Genomic DNA, 22,214 nt, shown 5'->3' on the forward strand with positions numbered 1-22,214 from the left:
GGTTATTAGTTATTATGCGCATAATAAAATCTTGCTTATAGCGATTTAAAATGAGGTCTTTTATATTACAAAGCATCATTGCGAGCGGCGAAGCAATGGCGCTTGGAGAAAAGAGTTATTAGCAACTTAATTAATTATCGTCGCTGCTATGGTGATGTTTCTTCTTTTTCTTTTTATGTGTAGTGGTGCTACTATTGTCATCCGATTTTTTCTTCTTCTTTTTGGATGATGAAGTACTACTTTGGTTAGATGTTGAAGACGATTTTTTCTTTTCGGTAGAAGTAGCTTTTGCAGTTGGTGTTGCTGTAGTTTTAGTTGTACTTTTTAAGGTTGAATCTTTACTTACCTGCTGTACGGTAAATTCATTATTCCTCAAACCATATTGCAATAAGCGTTTTGCCCCGGTTGGTTTGGCATTCTTACCATCGCCATCATATATCGGGAACTCACGCATAAACTTGCCTTCCTTGATATAGAAATTATCGTTACCGCGGTAGCCTTTCCTTTGAGAGGATGTTAATTTCGGAAAATCGAGCTTATTGGCTTTGCTGTTATTAAATTCAAAGGCATATATAACGGCATAGTTTGTTGTATCAGTGGCTTTGGCCTGTATCAGTATTTCAGGGTTTCCATCAAGGTCCATGTCAGAGTTATAAACATCTACAATTGAACCATCCAGATCACCTGTGGTAGTATTATATTTCATACCCGATGAATCGGAATGGAGTATCAAGAACGACCCCACGGCTTGCGACCCTCTTCCCCAGCTTAATACATCAAAATCATTGCCGGGTGAAACCTCAATCAGTTTATGAAACCTGAATGGTTGCATTATGGCAGGCTTTTTTACCACTACAGGGGTAGTATCCGTTTTTTTATCGTCATTATTATTACAGCCTGCTATTATGGTACATGCTGCCAGTATCAATAAATAAAACCTGTTATTCATCTTCATAAATCGGCTTAATTATACATTTCATCTGGCGATAATTCGCCTTTTGGTTTACCCGGTATGGTCAAATATACACGAAGCGTGCCTGTTGTGCCAACATTAAAATATTTTAAGGTAAAACGGTGATATCCTTTTTGCAAAGGCACTGATCCGCCTTGTTCAATTGAGGAATGTTTGCCATCGTTTTTAACAACAGGTATATCGTCAATAGATAATTCCGAACCATCATCTGATAGTGTTGAAAATCCATAAACGTTATCACTATCAATACGGATAAAACCGCTATAAATTATACCAAAGGCAGGATTATTTTTCCGGATGATGCTTGTATTAAAGCTTTTTGCTATACCGGTATCAACGGCGGCAGCTGCAGTCAACTCGCTTGTGTTATTAAATGCGCCGGTATATAACAGATATTTTAAGCCGCTTGCAGTGCTCTGGTAGTTGACCGCTGGTAATGGCGACTTGTTATATACAAATGTGCTGGTAACCCTGCTGCGTTTGCCTGATGGTGTTATAACAATGGTTTCCAGCTCACGGTACTGATCTTGAGGTACATTATAAGTCATGGGGATAGTATACGGGATATCAGCTTCGCGTGGCGTGTAGCTATCTATGGTATAATAAACAGTGGCACCTGTAACCGATGGCTTTAAATTTACATTCAGCTGTGAACCAAATATAATAGTATCCTGGGCACCGATAGCTTGTGGCACATGGTAATCAAAACCGTTTTTATCAAGCCATGCTAAATGGGACGGCAAGCGGTTATTGGCAAAATCGGTATAGTTTTTATTAGCCAATGGCGACCATGCTACCTCACTAAGCGCAAGCATACGTGGCAGCAGCATATACTCTGCTTTGTTTTCGGTGGGGATATACTCTGTCCATAAATTAGCTTGTACACCTACAATATGTTTTTGCTGATCGGGGGTAAGAATCGCCGGTGTAGGGTTATAACTATATATTTTTGATAACAGGTCGTATCCTCCAATATTCAATGGTTCTTCACTTAATTTGCCCTGCGAGTGGTCGATATACAAACCTCCGCTTCCTGGGGTCATAACCACATCATGGTTTTGTTGTGCTGCGGCTATACCACCGGCTTCGCCACGCCAGCTCATTACGGTAGCGTTAGGGGAGAGGCCGCCTTCTAAAATTTCATCCCAGCCTATAATACTGCGGCCTTTTGAGTTTACAAATTTCTCTACCCTTTGTATAAAATAACTTTGCAGCTTATCTTCTTTGGTTGAATTGCGATCATCTTTCAGTCCGAGTTTCTTACAAAGTTTCTGGCAAAATGCTGATTTTTTCCAGGCATCCTTAGGTGCTTCATCACCGCCTACGTGAATATATTTTGATGGGAATAACTCCATTACCTCGGTCAGCACATCCTCGAGAAAACTGAACGTTTTATCGGATGGGCAATAGGTATCATGAAATACGCCCCATGTTTCAGATACTTTGTACGGAAAAGTTGGTTCGCAACCCAATTCCGGGTAAGCCGCTAATGCAGCCTCAGAGTGGCCCGGCATTTCTATTTCAGGTACGATATTGATATATCTGTCGGCAGCATATTTAATTACATCTCTGATTTGATCCTGTGTATAAAAACCACCAACCGGAGTGTTATCAAATTGCTGTGGGGTACGGTCGTGGTAATTGCCGATAACCGTTTGTGCCCGTTGACTGCCAATTGTAGTTAACTTCGGATATTTTTTTATTTCGATGCGCCAGCCCTGGTCATCAGTTAAATGCCAATGGAAGTTATTAAGCTTATAAGCCGCCATCAGGTCGATGTATTTTTTAACAAACTCCACCGAAAAAAAGTGACGGCAAACATCAAGCATTACACCGCGATAACCAAAGCGAGGATAATCAGTGATTTGTACGCAAGGTAATTGTATGGTAGCGCCACCATCGGCAGGCATTAATTGTATAAGTGTTTGTATGCCGTAAAATAAACCTGCCCCTTTACCTGCAATGGTAATTTGCTGTGGTGTGATGGTTAACCTGTAACCTTCAGCAGGCAGGCTGTCTGTACCAGCAGACGTTAATATCAAGCTATTGGGTGTATTTTTGTTGGAATCAATGCCTGGTTTAATATTCAGCATTTTTTTACTGCGCAGGTAATCAGCTAAAAAAACTACAGCTTTATTATTTGTGCTATCGGCCAGTATTACTGTTTGCCGGCTCAGGGTAAAACTACCGGATGCTTTTTTTAGGGATACGGGTGCCGGGATTATCCCCATGTTTGGGCCGCTATCCTGGGCGTTTGTGATTGTTATAGAAAGGGAACCAATAGCAAAAAATAGCAGGAAAAACTTTTTATACATAGTAAATTAAATACGAGTTTGTGAATATAGCGGATTTTGAAAAAACACAAAGCTACTGTTGTGTAAAAAATGTCAATAAAATAAAAAAACCATTCGCCTAAGCGGATGGTTTTTTTGCTTTTTCCGTCCTTTCAACAGCTTCAGCAGGTTTTTCTTCTTTTTGCAAGTGGACTCCCGTAACAGCTTTTTTTACATGATGCGGCCGGCTTTTGCCGAATGAACCCATTGCTATTTTACCTTTTCTGGATTTTTTATCTCCTTTTCCCATGGTATTTATAATTGTTTAGATTATAAAGGTATAAGGGGCGGTAATTGTTTTGGGAGATTATAAAACTATGTCATTGCGAGCGGTAGCGCGGCAATCTCGTCGCCTGGCTATTGAACGCGACGAGGTTGCTTCGTCGTTCCTCCTCGCAATGACACCTGGGTTTACGCTGTTACCACATGCTCCTTCGCAGCTAAATAACGCTCAGCGTCAATAGCAGCCATACAGCCCGTGCCTGCTGCTGTTACTGCCTGGCGATAGATATGATCCTGGGCATCACCGCAGCAAAATACACCCTCAACGTTTGTTTCAGTTGATCCTGGATGGGTAATGATATAGCCAGTTTCATCCATATGGATCCAGCCTTTAAATATATCGGTGTTTGGTTTGTGGCCTATGGCTACAAAAAAGCCGGTTATATCAATTGTAGTATGTTCCTGTGTTTTATTGTTGAGCACTTTTACGCCGGTTACACTTTGTCCGTCGCCAAGTATTTCAACAGTTTCGGTATTGTATAATACTTCGATATTTGGCGTGTGCAATACGCGGTGCATCATGGCTTTTGAAGCCCTGAACTCATCGCGACGAACGATCATGGTTACCTTGCGGCACATTTTAGCCAGGTAAGTAGCTTCCTCAGCAGCGGTATCACCTGCGCCCACTAATGCCACATCCTGTCCCCTGAAAAAGAAGCCATCACAAACGGCACATGCAGAAACCCCAAAACCACTGTATTTTTGTTCTGAATCAAGTCCCAGCCATTTAGCTGATGCGCCTGTTGAAATGATAATTGAATCGGCGGTTATAGTTTTATGCTCATCAACCACTACTTTATGCGGCAGACTTGAAAAATCAACCGAACTGATATAACCAAAACGGATATCAGCGCCTAAACGCTCCGCCTGCTGACGGAAATTCTCCATCATTTCAGGGCCCATGATACCATCTGGATAACCGGGATAGTTTTCAACCTCGGTAGTTTGTGTAAGCTGACCGCCGGCAAGCATACCTGTATACAGCACCGGTTTCAAATCAGCGCGTGAAGCATATATAGCAGCGGTATATCCCGCCGGACCTGAACCTATGATCAGGCATTTTACGTGTTCAATATCTTGAGACATTTGTTATTAAATAATGAAGTGCGAATGTACGAAAAAAGGTAATTTGGTTGGTCAGATGTTAGTAAACATATCAATTGTGGAATTTTGTTTTGATTTAGAAATCTTGATTAATATTGCACATCTTTAATTCCCCTTATGGAAGATAAAAACAAAGCGTTATGGCAATTTATTGCGCTGCTGGTAATTATAGTGGTAATCACTATTGTTGTGCTGAAGTTGTTGCTGAACGATCCTCAATGAAAAAGTTATATAAAAAAGGCCCGTACTATTAGCAGTACGGGCCTTTTTTATATCGTTACTGTTTAATTACATTGATGTTGTTGAATTAAAATTATGCATAGGAGGAGTGATGCTACAAATACGTATTGGGTGATTAAGGCGATAATTACTAGCCATATTCATCGTATTATAAACATTAAATGTTTCTGATGTTTTCTGATCGATAGCCGCATTGTTATAAGTAGCCGGCCTGTATGCATTTAGGTTTGATAAAGCATTAAGTATAGCTGCGTTTATTTCAGGGTTATAACCGCTCACTATTTGCGGGTTGGTTATTTTACCATCTTTACTAATATCATACTTTACTGTAAACTGAGAATCGTACAATACGCTGCTGTATTTTTTTAATTTTTGTTCAACATATGCATGCAGGTTCATGCTTTCTTTAGCATCCTTCATGTATTCTGTTTTCTTAACAATTTTGCCGTTTTCAAGTACAGCACCTGCAACTAACAAACCATCATTATTGTACCATTTGAAATCGCCGGCCAACTTACCGTTCACCATGTTTCCCTCACCACGTATGCCTGAGTTGGCATCGTAAGTTTTATAAGTGCCGGTTAGTATGTTATTTTCATAGCTATATTCAAGTGTGGTTTGGCCGTTAGGTGCAAATTCGCTCCAGTTTCCTGTACGTTTCCCGTTTACAAAATAACCTACAGCTGATACATAACTGTTATTCTCCGTATTATAATAAACAAATTTTCCGTTTGGTATGGTAAGCGCCGCATCCTTATAAGTGCCTTTTACCATTAAGGAATTATTCATGTTATATTGCCTTGCCAAATAGGCAGAATCGCCATTGAGCTGCTGTACTAACAGATACGATACAGCTTTATCGCTATTGGCGGTGTAGCTGCCTGATTTTGTTACATAAACCTTTTTGGTTTGTGCGAACAATTGATGCGAGATCATCAAAAATGCTAACAAATAGATGTGCTTTTTCATAATGTAAATGATTTAAGTTTAAGGGGTAAATTAAATAACTGGTAATCAATAACACTAATATAACTATTAGACAATATACTATACTGATTTGTGTGTAACATTATTGAGATTTTTGTTGATTGGTGACAATATAATTACACGAAATCTCATAATCGAGTTACTTACCTGTATTTGCCTTTAATACTCTTAAGAAATTTCCGCCTAAGATCTTATCAATATCCTTTTCGCTATAGTTTAGTTTTAATAGTTCCGCAGTAATTTTTGGGTAATCGGTCACATCATCCATGCCTTTTGGATAGGATTCTGCTCCGTCAAAATCAGAGCCTATGCCAACGTGGTCGGCACCTATCAATTTTACTATATAATCAATATGTTTTATCAGTAGGCTTAATGGTGGACGCATCGGTTCAGATTCTGATTTATAAACAGCATAAAGCCTGTCAGTAGCCAGGTCTTCATCTTTATAGATCTTTATAAGTGAATCCAGTTCGGCACGGTGCCTGTGGCGAAATTCAGCTGCTTTCTTTTGATAGGTGCTGTCGATAAAGCCACTATAAAAATTCACGAATACCACGCCGCCATTTTTTGCCAGTGCCTTAAGCTGTGCATCTTTTAAATTGCGTTGGTGCGGGTTAAGCGCGTAAGCGCAGCTGTGCGATGCAATTACAGGTTTGTTGGTTGTAGCAAGCACATCATAAAAAGTTTGTTCACTTGGATGGGAGAGATCTATCATTACGCCCAGGTCATTTAAATGATGCACTATTTGTTTGCCATATGCTGTTAAACCGTGATGGGTTAAGCTATCATGCTTAAATCGTTCTTCATAAGCTGATGTTGCCCATGAGGTGCTGTTGTTCCAGGTTAGGGTTAAATAGCACATGCCACGGTTGTGCAGACTATCGATATAATCCATTCTGTCCTCAATCATATGCCCGCCTTCAACGCCAATTAAGGCAGCAAATTTGTGATCGGCTACTGCCTTTTTTAATTCTGCTGAGTTGCGTACCAATGTTATTTTATCAGGATAACGTTTCAATAACGCGTAAAGCGAATCAATTTCGCGGTTAGCAAATCTGAAAGCTGTACCCTTGCCATATTGCGGCCCGCACCAGATGGAGAAAACCTGTGCATCCAGTCCGCCCTCTTTTGCCCGTACCAGATCAAGCTGACCTTCAGTTTGTAATTTGCCTATATCTAAATGATTGATCTGTTCATTTGATAACACATCATTATGGGTATCAACCAAAATGGCACGCTGATGGATTTCCATAGCGCTTTGTGCAAAGGATTGTACAGTTGCGATGAATAACAGGGATAAAACAAGGGTCAGTTTTTTCATAAATCTAAATATAGAAAAAATCGTAGAGACGCAAAGTATTGGGTCTCTACGGTGTATATGCAGGGGACGAAAAATATTGCGTCTCTACATTATTTACGTCTGAATTATCCCCACATTAAACGCTTTCTCAATAGGAGCGTGGTTAGCTGCCTCAATACCCATGGATATTACTTTGCGTGTCTCCAGCGGGTCGATAATGCCATCTACCCAAAGCCTGGCAGCAGCATAATACGGCGTAGTTTGTGAATCGTATTTATCGCTGATCTCTTTTAACAGCTCTACTTCCTTCTCTTTGGTGATCACTTCTTCACCCTTTGATTTTAAGCCGGCGGCTTGTATCTGTAATAAGGTTTTTGCTGCCTGTGAGCCACCCATTACCGCAATTTTTGCTGATGGCCACGCGTATATCAACCTCGGATCATAAGCCTTGCCACACATAGCATAATTACCTGCACCGTATGAATTGCCTATTATTATAGTAAACTTTGGCACTATCGAATTGGCTACGGCATTCACCATTTTAGCGCCATCCTTTATAATGCCACCCTGCTCGGAGCGGCTGCCCACCATAAAGCCGGTTACATCCTGCAAAAATACCAGCGGTATTTTTTTCTGGTTACAGTTCATGATAAAGCGTGTGGCCTTATCAGCTGAATCGGAATAGATTACCCCGCCAAACTGCATTTCGCCTTTGCCCGATTTTATAACTTTACGCTGATTGGCAACTATACCTACAGCCCAGCCATCAATACGACCTAAGCCGCAAATGATAGATTGTCCATATTCCGCCTTATACTCCTCAAATTCAGAATTATCCAATAGGCGCAGCAAAATATCCCTCATGTCATAAGGTTTGTCGCGTGCATCAGGCAACAAACCGTAAATATCTTTGGGATCAAGCTTAGGAGGGGTTGGGTTTATGCGATCAAATCCTGCTTTATTATAATCGCCCAGCATACTTAAAATATTGCGGATGCTATCTAAACAGGTTTTGTCATTTGGTTGTTTATAGTCGGTAACACCTGATATTTCACAGTGCATTGCTGCACCGCCCAGCGCTTCATTGTCAATATCTTCGCCAATAGCTGATTTTACAAGGTAGGAGCCAGCCAAAAATACAGAGCCGGTTCCTTCAACTATCATGGCCTCATCGCTCATAATAGGCAAATAAGCGCCACCTGCCACACATGAACCCATAATAGCCGATATTTGAACGATGCCCATACTACTCATGATGGCATTATTCCTGAATATGCGCCCGAAATGTTCTTTATCAGGGAAGATCTCATCCTGCAAAGGCAGGTAAACGCCGGCAGAATCAACCAGGTAAATAATGGGCAGGTGGTTTTCCATGGCAATTTCCTGCGCACGCAGGTTTTTCTTGGCCGTAATTGGGAACCATGCCCCGGCTTTTACCGTAGCATCATTAGCAACCACCACACATTGTCTGCCCGATACATAGCCAATGCCGCATATTACACCACCTGAGGGACATCCGCCATGCTCTGCATATAATCCGTCGCCTGCAAAAGCGCCGATCTCCAGCCAGGGCTTGTCTTTATCCAAAAGGTAGCTGATACGTTCACGCGCCAGCATTTTGCCTTTCTCTTTTTGTTTGGCGGCGGCTTTTTCGCCACCACCCAGGTAAATCTTTTTTAGGCGGGTTGAGAGGTCATAAACAAGTTGTTTATTAATATCTTCATTTTTATTGAATTCAAGATCCATAATTGGCTGTTATGTGAAATGTAATTTTAGGTAAATTACAACAGGAAAATGCTATTTACATGAATTTTGTTTGCAGAAATGCATTAAATACAAACAAGTTCCAAACAAGGCGGTATAATTTATCGGGTACCCAAATGCGGGTATGGATATACTGGCGGTTTTAACTAAATCAGATTTCTATCCTTAAACCAAGCTTCATCAGTTTCAGCCTTGAAATTATTCATCAAACTAATCAGCTCAATAGGGTCGCCGGATGATAAAACCAGTTGGCGGTTTACGGGTTTTAAAAAGCGTTGTTCAACCATTACATCCAGTTGTTTTAATAGCAGGTCGTAAAAGCCGTTTACATTTAAAATACCCACCGGTCGGCTATGTAAACCTAATTGCAACCAGGTTAATACCTCAAAAAACTCTTCCATTGTGCCTAAACCGCCAGGCATTGTAATAAAGCCATCACACAGATCGCTCATTAATTGTTTGCGCTGGTGCATGGTTTCAACTATATGCAGTTCTGTTAAACCGGGATGAGCAATTTCCTTAGCCATTAAAAACTGCGGTATTACACCAATGGCCTTGCCACCTTTATTTAGTACGGCATCAGCAATCATACCCATTACACCAACCTTACCACCGCCAAAAATTAGCGATACATCGCGGCTAACCATTATTTCAGCTAATTGATTAATGGCCAGTTCCAATAAAGGGTCGCCGCTAAAGTTTGCGCCGCAGAATATGCAAATGTTTTTCATGTAGTTCATTAGTTCATTGGTCAAGAGTCCAATAATGTGGTCAAAACTACAAATTTATAGTAATGAACTAATGAATCAGTGAACCAATGACTATTTAAAATAATCAGTAAATTCGCATCATGAACTTTTCATCAAAGTTATTGGAGGATGCGGTTGCGGAGTTTTCAAAATTGCCGGGTGTGGGGCAAAAAACCGCTTTACGATTGGTTTTGCATTTATTAAAACAGGATAGGGCCGAGGTTGACAGGTTTAGCGGTGCTATAAGTAATTTACGTAATAACATACAGTTTTGCCAAACCTGCCACAATATATCTGATCATGTTGTTTGCGAGATATGTACTGCCCCAAAACGCGATCGGGGCTTAATATGTGTGGTTGAAGATACACGTGATGTGATGGCCGTAGAGAATACTAATCAGTACAATGGGTTATACCATGTTTTGGGTGGATTGATATCACCAATGGATGGTATAGGCCCGTCTGATCTGGAGGTGGATACATTGGTGGAGCGCTTAAAGGAAAATGAGGTAAGAGAGGTGATTTTTGCCCTGAGCGCAACCATGGAAGGCGACACCACTATTTTTTATTTAAACAAAAGATTAAAATCTTACAATATAACTATCTCAACTATAGCTCGTGGCATAGCTTTTGGTGGTGAATTAGAATACGTAGATGAATTGACTTTAGGTCGGTCAATAGCCACACGTGTTCCATACGAGAATTCACTATCACGATAAAATATGAAGCTGTCTGTAGTCATTGTTAATTACAATTTTTGTGAAATGCTCAGGCATACGCTTAGTTCTTTAATTGATGCTGGTAAGTATATTGATTATGAGGTTTTTATAGTTGATAATGCCTCTACTGATAAATCTGTTGAGATGCTCAAAAATGAATTCCCGCAGTTTCATGTTATTGCCAATAACTCAAATGAAGGCTTGGCAAGGTCCTATAACAAGGCTATCAGCATGGCAAAAGGCGAGTATGTTTTACTGGTCAATCCGGATATAATAAGCTCCAAAAAAACCTTAGAGCGAGCACTTGAGTTTATGGATCTGCATACAGATTCAGGTGGCTTGGGTGTGCGTATGGTAACTCCGCAGGGAAGATTCTTACCGGAGTCGAACCGGGGGCTTACATCATCATGGATCTCATTTTTTAAGCTTATTGGCCTGGCGAGTACATTTCCCAAATCACGCCTGCTCGATCGTAACCGCAAGGATTGGGTTGAAGAGTTTCAAACTTCGGAGGTCGACTTTTTAAACGGTGCGTTTATGCTGCTCCGCAAAGCAGCTTTGGATGAAACAGGCTTGTTTGATGAGCATTTTTTCATGTATGGGCATGATATCGACCTCTCATACCGCCTGCGGCTTGCCGGTTATAAGAATTACTATTTCCCTAAAACATATATCATTAATGCAGGCGATCGCAGCCTGCCTAAATTTAACTGGCATTTTGTTAAATATTTTTATGGCGCTATGCTTATATTCGCTTTCAAATATTTATTTAAGATGCCTGAAATTAAAGTAGCAGGCGTGCCGCAACCACAGTTGCCCCTGTTATATGAAGTTGAAAGATAAAATTGTAGTCATCACCGGTGCTTCGTCAGGTATCGGTAAATCATTAGCTTACGAATTTGCCAAACGCGGCGCCAATCTTGTTTTAGGCGCGCGCCAATATGTAGCTTTATGTGAAATAACGCAGGACCTTGAGCAGAAATATGGCATCAGGGCTGTAGCCATCCATTGCGATGTTTCAGTTGAGGATGAGTGCGAGCAATTGATTAAGCAAACCCTGTTAACTTTTAAGAAGATTGATGTGCTGGTAAACAATGCAGGTATATCCATGCGGGCATTGTTTAATGATGTTGATATTAAAGTTTTAAAAGAGTTAATGGATGTAAACTTTTGGGGTACAGTATATTGTACTAAATTCGCTTTGCCTGCAATTATAAAATCACAAGGTACAATAGTGGGTGTATCATCCATTGCCGGTTATAAAGGTTTGCCGGGCCGTACCGGTTATTCAGCATCAAAATTTGCGATGAATGGCTTTTTAGATGCGTTGCGGGTTGAAACTTTAAAGACTGGCGTAAATATATTAACCGCTTGTCCGGGCTTTACCGCATCAAACATCCGCAATACAGCACTTGATAAAAATGGTAAGCAGCAGGGCGAAAGCACGCTCCACGAAGAAAAGATGATGACCGCTGATGAAGTGGCCAAAATTATTGTTGACGGTGTAGAGAATCGTTCACGTACGCTGATCATGACGGGCCAGGGTAAACTAACCGTAGCACTAAGTAAATTTATCCCCGGCTTTTTAGATAAAATGGTTTATAATGTGTTTTCGAAAGAAAAAGATTCATTGTTGAAGTAGATTTATACTACGCTTCGGCTTTGGTCTCCAATTCCGGTAATTCAACTAAATCGTAATCGCTTATTTTGCTCAAATCCAACACTATGCGGCCGTTATCTTCACGGTCGAGTACTGTTTTGAACTTAGCACCCCAAATTATGTCTTTATCCTGGTAAGCTGTGCGGGAATGTACCGTTTGTGAAAAAGCATCATCAAATGTTTTAAGCAGTATAGCAAAGGTAGCTTCTGATTTATTGAGATCGTCAAGCGTCATATCCTTTAAAGGACTATGATCGTCAAGAGGGTGTACAACTGTCCAGTTCAGCGTTAGTATGCTTACAGATCTTCTTTCAAGCTTTAGTGGGAAAAATCTTCGGACCGGTTTCCCATTTACGTCTTCATTGTAAGAAAAAATAACCTCCATATTCAGATCAACCAAAATATTCATGCGTAGATTAGCTAACCTAAACATTAAGCCGCGTCCATTTTCTAAATATGGTGCTACCAATATGTTTTTGCTATAGATAATCCTCGCTGATGGTCTTGAGAAACGCCCGTAAAGCAAGCCTGTTGCCAAAGCAAATGCCAATAACCCCATCATTGATTCAAATGCGGCTACACTGTTTGCCGCCATTCCGCGGGGGTTAATATGTCCATAGCCTACGGTTGATATGGTTTGAGCCGAAAAAAAGAAAGCTTCCCAAAAGCGGGTAAGTGCTGAATCCTCATGTGTGCCATACAAGCTGTTGGGGCCTATTGCAACATAAATGAGGGCGAAAAAAACGTTGGTAACAACATAAACACTAAATACCAATCCCCAAAATTTCACCCAGCTCATGGTGATCAGCTTATGATAATTATTCGCAGTGTTTAAGAAGGGCAATCCCCTGCGTTTCACGTTCGGCGAACCATCCTTATTTATTAAGGGCTGGTTTTTCATTACCGGCTGATAACCGAAACCAAGATCATCTTCGGGGTTAACTTTTCGAGTAGGTATGGACATGTTTTTGCTGGTGATTAAGTTGATTGGTTGATTAAGTGAGTGGTTGCTAAGATTGGATAATAACTTAATTAACCCAATAAACCACTCACTTAATCAACTCACACCGTAAATTTATCATTCTGTTTGCTTTTAGTAAAAACTATTTCCATATTTGTCGCACAATAATAACAGTGAAAATATTAAACAACAATTGGTGGTGGCTAAACGAGTAATCGTAAGGCAATTCCATTTTTGTTTTTTTAACATATACAGAAGAAGGGTTGCCATACGGTAACCCTTTTTTTATACTATTATGCGATGTCATTTCGAACGAGGTACGAGGAGAAATCTTCTACGAAACGCAAATCGATGAGCAGGTTGCAGAAGATTTCTCACTCTCGTTCGAAATGACAAACAGAATTTAAATTATGAAGCAGATATTAAACCATCTTTTTGAAAATAAAACATTTACCCGTGAGCAATCAAAAGAGATTTTGATAAACATTGCACAGGGTAAATATAACAACTCGCAAATGGCGGCGTTTATGACTGCCTATTGCATGCGCAGCATTACGGTTAACGAACTGGAAGGCTTTCGTGATGCCATGCTGGAGCTTTGCCTTAACATCGACCTTGAAACAGGCGAAATGATTGACCTTTGCGGTACAGGTGGCGATGGTAAGGATACTTTTAATATATCTACCCTGGCATCATTTGTAGTGGCAGGAGCAGGTTATAAAGTAGCTAAACATGGTAACTATGGGGTATCGTCAGGCTGTGGCTCATCAAATGTGATAGAGTTTTTAGGCTATCAGTTTACAAATGATGCTGATAAGCTCAGGAGCAGTATTGATAAAGCTAACATCTGCTTTCTGCACGCTCCATTGTTCCACCCGGCTATGAAAACCGTTGCTCCTATACGCCGTGAATTAGGTGTGAAAACATTTTTTAACATGCTTGGCCCATTGGTTAACCCGGCTAAGCCTGAAAATCAACTGGTAGGGGTGTATAACCTGGAGCTTGCACGTGTATTTGCCTATCTTTATCAAAAATCCGATAAGAAATATACCATCGTAAATGCGCTTGAAGGTTATGACGAAGTTTCGCTAACCTGCGATTTTAAAACGTTCAGCGCTGATGGGGAGAAAATAAACAGCATTGAAAGTTTAGGCTTTAATAAGCTTAATCCGGCTGAAATAACCGGCGGACATACTGTAAGTGAGTCAGCTGATATTTTTATGAAAGTGCTTAATGTTGAAGCTACCGCCGCGCAAGCGAACGTGGTTTTATGTAATGCAGCATTAGCCATTAAAACAATTTGCCCCGGAAAAAGCTTTGCTGATTGTTTTTATGAAGCAGAGGAAGCGTTAGCTGCTAAAAAAGCATTGAACAGTTTTAAAACTTTGATCAATAATTAAAGCATGAAAATTAAGGTTTGCGGTTTAAGAGATCCACAAAATATTGAACAGGTGGCTGGGTTAACACCCGACTACATGGGCTTTATTTTCTATGGCCCATCGCCACGCTTTGTTGCTGATGTGCCGGTGGAAACTTTAAATGCTTTACCTTCGTCCATTACCAAAACAGCGGTGTTTGTTAATGAGATTGCAGAAAATATTGATGCGCTTATAGATCAATTTCAGTTTGATGCCATACAATTACATGGTAATGAAAGCCCTGAGTTTTGCGCTGAATTTAAGGATAGGGTAACAGTATTAAAGGCTTTCGGACTAAATGATGGCTTTGATTTTGAGCAATTGAATGCTTATATTGATAAGGTTGATTTCTTTTTGTTCGATACAAAGACAGATATTCACGGCGGCTCAGGCAAGACGTTCGACTGGGATATATTGGATAAATACCAGCTGGACATCCCTTTCTTTTTGAGCGGTGGCATCAGCCTAGATAATTTAGAAGAGATAAAAAAGATTACACACCCACAGTTTTATGGGGTCGACCTGAACAGTCGCTTTGAAATTGCACCGGGGATGAAAAATATAGAGAAATTAAAAGTGGCATTTACTGCCATTAAACAATTTGATACAAATGAAATACGGAGTTAATGAATTAGGCTATTATGGCGATTTTGGCGGAGCATATATACCAGAGATGCTTTACCCCAATGTTGAGGAATTAAGGCAGCAGTACTTAAACATTATTAATGATGCTGGTTTTAAAGCTGAATTCGACCAGTTATTAAAGGATTATGTTGGCAGGCCTTCGCCATTATATCACGCTAAAAGATATTCTGAAAAATATGGTGCAAACATATTTTTTAAGCGTGAGGATCTGAACCATACCGGCTCGCACAAAATTAATAATGCCATCGGCCAGATACTTTTGGCCCAACGCTTAGGTAAAAAACGCATCATTGCTGAAACAGGTGCAGGTCAGCACGGCGTAGCTACTGCTACGGTTTGCGCTTTAATGGGGCTTGAATGTATTGTTTACATGGGCGAGATTGATATGGCACGTCAGGCGCCAAATGTGGCCCGTATGAAAATGTTGGGTGCTAAAGTAGTTCCGGCTACATCGGGCAGTAAAACGCTTAAGGACGCTACTAATGAGGCCATGCGCGATTGGATTGCTAATCCTGTTGATACACATTACATTATTGGGTCGGTAGTTGGGCCTTATCCATACCCGGATATGGTTGCGAGGTTCCAATCCATCATATCGCTGGAAGCCAAAAAACAATTGCTGGAGCATACCGGTAAGGAATTACCGGAATATGTGATGGCCTGTGTGGGTGGCGGCAGCAATGCAATGGGTATGTTCTATCATTTTTTGGATAATGAAAGGGTTAAGCTGATAGCAGTTGAAGCGGCGGGCAAAGGTGTTGATAGCGGTCATTCTGCAGCAACTACATTTTTAGGCAGGGAAGGCGTATTGCATGGCAGTCGTACTATATTGATGCAGACTGATGACGGGCAGGTTGTTGAGCCATATTCTGTTTCGGCAGGATTGGATTACCCAGGCATAGGCCCGCAGCACGCACATCTGTATAAAATAAACCGTGCACAATACGTAAGCATTACGGATGATGAAGCTTTGCAAGCCGGATTACTTTGCTCACAACTAGAGGGCATTATCCCGGCCATTGAAACAGCGCATGCTTTAGCGCAGCTTGAAAAAATGCAGTTCAAAGCCAGTGACAATGTAATAATCTGCATATCAGGCAGGGGAGATAAAGATTTAGAGACTTATATAAAATATTTCGGATTTTAATTTTGGTTCATAGTTCATGGTTGATAGTTCATAGTAATATGCACTGCCATGAACTATTAACTATCAACCATGAACTAACAAATGAACCGCTTACAAAACCTTTTCCATACAAAAAAAAGTAACCTGCTATCTATCTATTATACGGCCGGTTATCCTGAACTGAATACTACCGTTGATATTGCCGAGGCATTGGAAAAAGCCGGCGCTGATTTCCTGGAGATTGGTTTCCCATATTCTGATCCGGTGGCTGACGGGCCTACTATTCAGCATAGTTCAGAAACGGCATTGCAAAACGGCATGACTGTGCATGTTTTGTTTGAGCAGTTGAAAGATCTGCGTAAAAGTGTAAACATCCCTATACTGCTAATGGGTTATGTGAACCCCATATTGCAATATGGTATAGAGCAATTCTGTAAAACAGCTTCGGAAGTAGGGGTAGACGGTATTATCGTACCTGACCTGCCCATGTATGAGTATGAAGCCATGTATTCCAAATACTTTTTGGATAATAACCTGAGCAATATCTTCCTGGTTACACCGCAAACATCGGAAGATCGTATCCGCAAGATTGATGAGCTGAGTAATAGCTTTATTTACCTGCTTTCATCATCATCCATAACCGGTGGCAGCTTAAATGTATCAACCAATATTGAGGATTATTACAAGCGTATTAAGGCTATGGAGTTAAATAACCCAGCTATTATTGGTTTTGGGATCTCCAACAATGCCACCTTTACAAAAGCTTGCGAATACGCCAGCGGTGCTATTGTAGGAAGCGCGTTTGTGAAACTATTAGCTGAAGATAATTATTTGGAGAAGATACCGGCGTTTGTGAAAGGGATAAGGCCGTAATGTAATTATCTAACTAAAAAATATTCCAAAAGTCTCTTGTAATAGCTTGAGGATTTTCTTTTATAACAAATGCTTTAAAACTCCTTAATGAGGAAGTAAAGATGCGTGGGTAAAAAATAGCAAAGCAATCTCCATCCGCAGTATGATACTTTATTTTATAAAAGCCATTCGACCCCAATAATGGTCTTTTTACATAGTATATATTCTTTAAGCTTATTGTTAATTCATTGTGCTTATCAATTAGATACATGTTATTCTCGTCAAATTCAATTTTATCAGGTAAATAAAAAAACATATAATAAAAAAAGCCTGATGCTATAAATATACCGAGTAGTGTAGATAGCCTGGGATCACCAATCATAGCAACGCAAATAAGCAGTATGAAAATAATCACTATGGACTTGAATACAATTAGATTACTTGAGAGTTTTATACGAGCCATTGAGTAAATGTAATATTGGAAATGATATATTACAAATACAACTCCAGTTCACCTTTGCCTTCACGGATGATCTCAAAGTCGCCAGCAGTGCAATCAACTATGGTGGATGCTACGTTGCCGCCATATCCGCCATCAATTACGATATCAACCAGGTCCTGGTACTTTTCATAGATCAGTTCCGGGTCTGTTGAGTATTCGATGATCTCGTCGTCATCTTTTATAGATGCTGATACGATCGGGTTTCCTAAAGCCTTTACAATTTCGCGGGCTATGTTATTATCGGGTACCCTTATACCAACTGTTTTTTTGTTGGAGCTAAGCAGCTTTGGTACCATGTGGCTGGCATTAAATATAAAGGTAAACGGCCCAGGCAATGCCTTTTTCAACACACGGAAAGTAGTATTGTCGATAGGCTTAATATAATCTGATATGTGGCTGAGATCATAGCATATAAATGAGAAATTCGCTTTCTCAGGTTTAATGTTCCGGATACGGCATATGGCTTCGATAGCCTTATGATTAGTAATATCACAACCTAATCCATAAACAGTATCAGTAGGGTAGATGATAAGCCCACCTTTGCGCAGCACTTCAACTACTTGTTCAATAGCTTTTGGGTTTGGATTTTCGGGGTAGATCTTTATGAGCATGTTCGTGTATTTCGGAATTAGGATGTTCGATTTCGGATTTGCTTTAATACGAACATTTAATAATAATGGTCGAAGTTAAAAGGATATTTACTAATATTTGTTTGTTTATAGCAAAAAACAGGGTTTGCAATATTATTACAAACCCTGTTAAAATATATAAATCCGAAATCAAAATTCCGAATTTCGAAATCAATTACGCTTGTTTCGCAAACTGAACGTTGATCAGTAATTTGATGTCTTCACCAACTACTACCGCACCAGCTTCGGTTACACCACTCCAGGTTAAACCAAATTCTTTACGGTTTATTTTACCGGTAATTTCAAAACCTGCTTTAGTGTTACCGTAGAAATCGGTAGCAGCGCCACCAAATTCAACAGCTAATGTAACCGGTTTGGTTATACCTTTTATAGTTAAGTCGCCTACAAGAGCATACTCGTCATCACCTTCTTTAGTAAATGAGCTTGATTTGAAGCTAATTTTTGGATATTCGGCAGCGTCAAAAAACTCAGCTGATTTTAAGTGCTCATCGCGTTGAGTTTGGTTAGTATCGATGCTGTTGATGTCTAAAGAAAAAGAAATACTTGCATCTGAAAAATCATCATTTGCAGTATCTAACTCACCTTCAAAACTTTTGAAAAACCCACTTACAGTTGATATAACTAAGTGTTTTACTTTAAATTGAACTTCTGAGTGCATTGGATCTAACACCCATTTTGTTGTTGTTGCCATGATTTTTTAAATTTTGTTTTTTTTGTGATACAAATGTAAGTATATATGTGTTTAAACATCTATTTATTATTGAAGATTACAATCTGTCAACAATGCGTGAAAAGTTTAACGACTAATTTGCGTTTTTGTTCTGCATAAACCTTTAGATTTACATTAAATAACTGTTACCAATGCGTAAGCTCTTCATCTTCTCCGCAATAATAATTCTGGCAGCCCTCGTGGGGTGGACCTTTCTCTGGAAACCGGCCGTATGGTCGCTGGTGATATTTGTACCCATTTTTATATTGGGTGTTTATGACCTATTACAAACCGAACATACCATTACCCGCAATTTCCCGGTATTTGGCCATTTAAGGTTTTTGATGGAAGACCTGCGGCCAAAAGTTTACCAGTATTTTATTGAAAGCGATACCAATGGCACACCATTCAACCGTCAAAACCGCAGTGTGATTTATCAAAGGGCTAAAAAGGTTGATGATACCCGGCCATTCGGTACTGAACTGGATGTTTATGAAAATGGTTACGAATGGTTAAATCACAGTATCGCGGCATTAGATCATACTAAACTGAATTTAGATCCGAGGATTACCGTAGGCGGCCCGTTATGTAAACAGCCTTACTCGGCAAGCGTATATAATATATCTGCTATGAGCTTTGGCTCGTTGAGTCAGAATGCCATTTTAGCCTTAAACAGCGGGGCGAAGATCGGCAACTTTGCACATAACACAGGCGAGGGCGGATTGAGCGATTACCATCTGCAACCCGGCGGTGATATTATCTGGCAGATAGGGACAGGCTATTTCAGCTGCCGCCACAAGGATGGCACAATTGATTATAATGCCTTTAAACAACGTGCCATATTGCCTCAGGTAAAGATGATAGAAATAAAGCTATCACAGGGTGCTAAACCCGGCCATGGTGGTATTTTGCCAGCCGCAAAGGTTACGCCTGAGATAGCGCGAATACGATTGGTGGAAATGGGAGAGGATGTGATATCGCCGCCATACCATACCGCTTTCAGTACACCGTTGGAGTTGATGAGCTTTATTAAACAACTGCGTGAGCTTTCTGAAGGAAAACCGGTTGGATTTAAGCTGTGCGTTGGCCATAAAAGTGAGTTTTTAGCCATTTGTAAGGCGATGATTGTTACAGGTATTTATCCTGATTTTATAACAGTTGATGGGGGCGAAGGTGGTACAGGTGCCGCGCCATTAGAGTTCTCCAACTCTGTTGGGATGCCTTTACGTGAGGCATTGGCATTTATTTATGACGCGCTTACCGGCTTCGATCTTAAACAGCATATCAAAATTATAGCATCAGGAAAAGTGGCGACAGGTTTTGATTTAGTAAAAAACTTTGCACTTGGCGCCGATATGTGCAACAGCGCCCGCGGAATGATGTTTGCATTAGGTTGTATACAAGCGCTGGAATGCAATACCAATACCTGCCCAACCGGCGTTGCCACACAGGATAAAAGCCTAATGAAAGGTCTGGTTGTTGGTGAGAAAAAAGACAGGGTGGCCAGTTTTCATAAAGCAACGGTTAGCAGCGCCATACAAATGATAGGGGCTGCAGGCCTGCAGCACCCGTGTGATATTCATCGCATGTTTATATATCGTCGTGTAAGCAATAACCAGATCCAAACTTATGGTGAATTATTCCCTTATATCCCGAAAGGTAGCCTGCTAAATACACCCTATCCACTAAATTTTGAAATGGATATGGCCATCAGCAGTGAAAATACTTTTGTGCCTGATTATAGTAAGGTAAGCCAGGTGGCTTCAACTGAGGCGAGTGCTTTTATTGGGTAGTTCATTTGTTCACTGGTTTATTGGTGCATTGGTTCGATTCTTTCACCAAGCGTCATTGCGAGGAACGAAGCAATCCCAAACTATACAAGGCGAACATGCAAAGCTGATTTGCACAGTCGGGGATTGCTTCGTTCCTCGCAATGACGCTTGGATAACATAAACAAAAAAGGGGAGCAATTTGCTCCCCTTTTTTGTTATGATTATATCAACTAGTTACCAATGAACCAATAAACTAATGAACCAATAAATTACAGCGCCAATACTTCCTTAACGCGTTCTGCAGCTTCCTTCAGTAATATGGCTGAATAAACTTTCAGACCTGAGTTATCTATCAGTGCTTTAGCTTCAACAGCGTTGGTGCCTTGTAAACGTACAATGATAGGAACCGGGATGTTTCCAATTTCCTGATAAGCATCTATAACACCTTGTGCAACACGGTCGCAACGAACAATACCACCGAAGATGTTGATCAAAATAGCCTTAACATGCGGATCTTTTAATATGATGTTGAAAGCTGCTTTTACAGTTTCAGCGTTAGCAGTTCCGCCTACGTCCAAAAAGTTTGCAGGCTCACCACCGGCAATTTTAATAATGTCCATAGTTGCCATAGCTAAACCTGCACCGTTAACCATACAACCAACGTTACCGTCGAGCTTTACATAGTTAAGGTTTGATTTGCTGGCTTCAACTTCCATCGGGTCCTCTTCATTTGTATCGCGCAAAGCGGCAAAATCAGGGTGACGGAATAAGGCGTTATCATCCAGGTTTACTTTAGCATCAACAGCTAAAATTTTATTGTCGGATGTTTTTAATACCGGGTTAATTTCAAATTGTGATGAATCTGTAGCATCATAAGCTTTATATAAAGCAGTGATGAATTTCACCATATCTTTAAACGCATCGCCTGAAAGGCCCAGGTTAAAGGCAATTTTACGTGACTGAAATGCTTGCAGACCAACTTTAGGGTCAATTTCTTCTTTATGGATCAGCTCAGGGGTTGAGTGTGCAACTTCTTCAATATCCATACCACCTTCGGTTGAATACATGATGATGTTACGCCCTTTAGCGCGATCAAGCAATACGCTGATATAAAACTCCTTGGTTTCGCTTTCGCCGGGGTAGTAAACATCCTGGGCAACTAATACTTTTCTAACTAATTTACCTTCAGGTCCGGTTTGCGGGGTAACCAGTTGCATGCCTAAAATGGCGCCTGCTTTTTCTTTTACCTCGTCTAAATTTTTAGCCAATTTAACGCCACCGCCTTTACCGCGGCCACCGGCGTGTATTTGTGCTTTTACAACAACCCAGCTTGAGTTGTATTCGTCCTTTAATTTTTTAGCAGCTTCAACAGCTTGTTCAACAGTATCAGCAACGATACCTTCCTGAACCCTAACACCGAAGCTTTTTAGAATGGCTTTACCCTGATATTCGTGAATATTCATGTTTT

General features: G+C 40.5%; 21 protein-coding genes. 8 read left to right on the top strand and 13 right to left on the bottom strand.

Annotation, left to right across the window (positions count from 1 at the left end; translation table 11 throughout):
• Positions 1-130 precede the first annotated feature (130 nt).
• The 8 genes from BLU33_RS08955 to BLU33_RS08990 all read right to left on the bottom strand — a co-directional run bounded on the left by BLU33_RS08955 (position 131) and on the right by BLU33_RS08990 (position 9,714).
• Positions 131-949 (bottom strand): hypothetical protein, encoded by an 819-nt coding sequence (locus BLU33_RS08955; RefSeq protein ID WP_091371424.1) that lies wholly within the window; start codon positions 947-949, stop codon positions 131-133.
• A gap of 14 nt (positions 950-963) precedes the next feature.
• Positions 964-3,288 (bottom strand): family 20 glycosylhydrolase, encoded by a 2,325-nt coding sequence (locus tag BLU33_RS08960; protein ID WP_091371425.1) that lies wholly within the window; start codon positions 3,286-3,288, stop codon positions 964-966.
• Between the two features lie 97 nt (positions 3,289-3,385).
• Complete coding sequence (locus tag BLU33_RS08965) at positions 3,386-3,556, bottom strand: 30S ribosomal protein THX (protein WP_091371427.1); 171 nt, start codon at positions 3,554-3,556, stop codon at positions 3,386-3,388.
• A 161-nt stretch (positions 3,557-3,717) separates the two neighbouring features.
• Positions 3,718-4,674, bottom strand: a complete 957-nt coding sequence (gene trxB, locus BLU33_RS08970) for a thioredoxin-disulfide reductase (protein ID WP_091371429.1) — start codon at positions 4,672-4,674, stop codon at positions 3,718-3,720.
• Between the two features lie 306 nt (positions 4,675-4,980).
• Complete coding sequence (locus BLU33_RS08975) at positions 4,981-5,901, bottom strand: hypothetical protein (protein WP_091371431.1); 921 nt, start codon at positions 5,899-5,901, stop codon at positions 4,981-4,983.
• Between the two features lie 157 nt (positions 5,902-6,058).
• Positions 6,059-7,240 (bottom strand): dipeptidase, encoded by a 1,182-nt coding sequence (locus tag BLU33_RS08980; protein WP_091371433.1) that lies wholly within the window; start codon positions 7,238-7,240, stop codon positions 6,059-6,061.
• 93 nt (positions 7,241-7,333) lie between these two features.
• Complete coding sequence (locus BLU33_RS08985; protein ID WP_091371435.1) at positions 7,334-8,965, bottom strand: acyl-CoA carboxylase subunit beta; 1,632 nt, start codon at positions 8,963-8,965, stop codon at positions 7,334-7,336.
• 164 nt (positions 8,966-9,129) lie between these two features.
• A complete protein-coding gene (locus BLU33_RS08990; protein ID WP_091380362.1) occupies positions 9,130-9,714 on the bottom strand; it encodes an LOG family protein in 585 nt (194 codons plus the stop codon).
• Positions 9,715-9,833: 119 nt separating this feature from the next.
• Here BLU33_RS08990 and recR point away from each other — a divergent pair, with 119 nt between their 5' ends.
• Genes recR through BLU33_RS09005 form a run of 3 tightly spaced genes read left to right on the top strand, consistent with a single transcriptional unit; the run spans position 9,834 to position 12,093 of the window.
• Positions 9,834-10,451: a recombination mediator RecR gene (gene recR, locus BLU33_RS08995; protein WP_091371437.1), complete on the top strand. Its 618-nt coding sequence runs from the start codon at positions 9,834-9,836 to the stop codon at positions 10,449-10,451.
• Between the two features lie 45 nt (positions 10,452-10,496).
• Entirely contained in the window at positions 10,497-11,294 is a 798-nt protein-coding gene (locus BLU33_RS09000) for a glycosyltransferase family 2 protein (protein WP_157682091.1), read from the top strand.
• Positions 11,278-12,093, top strand: a complete 816-nt coding sequence (locus BLU33_RS09005) for an SDR family oxidoreductase (protein ID WP_091371441.1) — start codon at positions 11,278-11,280, stop codon at positions 12,091-12,093. Before BLU33_RS09000 ends, BLU33_RS09005 begins: the two co-directional genes overlap by 17 nt.
• Positions 12,094-12,100: 7 nt before the next feature.
• Here BLU33_RS09005 and BLU33_RS09010 read toward each other — a convergent pair whose 3' ends face one another.
• Positions 12,101-13,075, bottom strand: a complete 975-nt coding sequence (locus BLU33_RS09010) for an ion channel (RefSeq protein WP_091371443.1) — start codon at positions 13,073-13,075, stop codon at positions 12,101-12,103.
• A gap of 407 nt (positions 13,076-13,482) precedes the next feature.
• Here BLU33_RS09010 and trpD point away from each other — a divergent pair, with 407 nt between their 5' ends.
• The 4 genes from trpD (at position 13,483) to trpA (ending at position 17,134) form a co-directional block, all read left to right on the top strand.
• On the top strand, positions 13,483-14,472 hold the full coding sequence (trpD, locus tag BLU33_RS09015; protein WP_091371445.1) for an anthranilate phosphoribosyltransferase: 990 nt from the start codon (positions 13,483-13,485) through the stop codon (positions 14,470-14,472).
• A gap of 3 nt (positions 14,473-14,475) precedes the next feature.
• Positions 14,476-15,117: a phosphoribosylanthranilate isomerase gene (locus BLU33_RS09020; protein WP_091371448.1), complete on the top strand. Its 642-nt coding sequence runs from the start codon at positions 14,476-14,478 to the stop codon at positions 15,115-15,117.
• Entirely contained in the window at positions 15,101-16,282 is a 1,182-nt protein-coding gene (trpB, locus tag BLU33_RS09025; protein ID WP_091371450.1) for a tryptophan synthase subunit beta, read from the top strand. The genes BLU33_RS09020 and trpB overlap by 17 nt, the downstream gene beginning before the upstream one ends.
• 81 nt (positions 16,283-16,363) lie before the next feature.
• On the top strand, positions 16,364-17,134 hold the full coding sequence (gene trpA / locus BLU33_RS09030) for a tryptophan synthase subunit alpha (RefSeq protein WP_091371452.1): 771 nt from the start codon (positions 16,364-16,366) through the stop codon (positions 17,132-17,134).
• Positions 17,135-17,147: 13 nt separating this feature from the next.
• Here trpA and BLU33_RS09035 read toward each other — a convergent pair whose 3' ends face one another.
• The 3 genes from BLU33_RS09035 to BLU33_RS09045 all read right to left on the bottom strand — a co-directional run bounded on the left by BLU33_RS09035 (position 17,148) and on the right by BLU33_RS09045 (position 18,956).
• The gene (locus BLU33_RS09035) at positions 17,148-17,576 is read right to left on the bottom strand and encodes a hypothetical protein (protein ID WP_157682092.1); all 429 of its coding nucleotides are present in this window, start codon (positions 17,574-17,576) and stop codon (positions 17,148-17,150) included.
• 29 nt (positions 17,577-17,605) lie between these two features.
• Entirely contained in the window at positions 17,606-18,226 is a 621-nt protein-coding gene (locus tag BLU33_RS09040; protein ID WP_091371456.1) for an L-threonylcarbamoyladenylate synthase, read from the bottom strand.
• A 193-nt stretch (positions 18,227-18,419) separates the two neighbouring features.
• Positions 18,420-18,956 (bottom strand): YceI family protein, encoded by a 537-nt coding sequence (locus BLU33_RS09045; protein ID WP_091371459.1) that lies wholly within the window; start codon positions 18,954-18,956, stop codon positions 18,420-18,422.
• A 170-nt stretch (positions 18,957-19,126) separates the two neighbouring features.
• Here BLU33_RS09045 and BLU33_RS09050 point away from each other — a divergent pair, with 170 nt between their 5' ends.
• Positions 19,127-20,767: an FMN-binding glutamate synthase family protein gene (locus tag BLU33_RS09050; RefSeq protein ID WP_091371461.1), complete on the top strand. Its 1,641-nt coding sequence runs from the start codon at positions 19,127-19,129 to the stop codon at positions 20,765-20,767.
• 248 nt (positions 20,768-21,015) lie between these two features.
• Here the strand turns inward: BLU33_RS09050 and sucC are convergent, their stop codons facing one another.
• Positions 21,016-22,209 (bottom strand): ADP-forming succinate--CoA ligase subunit beta, encoded by a 1,194-nt coding sequence (gene sucC, locus BLU33_RS09055; RefSeq protein ID WP_091371464.1) that lies wholly within the window; start codon positions 22,207-22,209, stop codon positions 21,016-21,018.
• Positions 22,210-22,214 lie beyond the last annotated feature (5 nt).

The organism is Mucilaginibacter mallensis (genome assembly GCF_900105165.1).
In the GTDB taxonomy this organism is placed as follows: Bacteria; Bacteroidota; Bacteroidia; order Sphingobacteriales; family Sphingobacteriaceae; genus Mucilaginibacter; species Mucilaginibacter mallensis.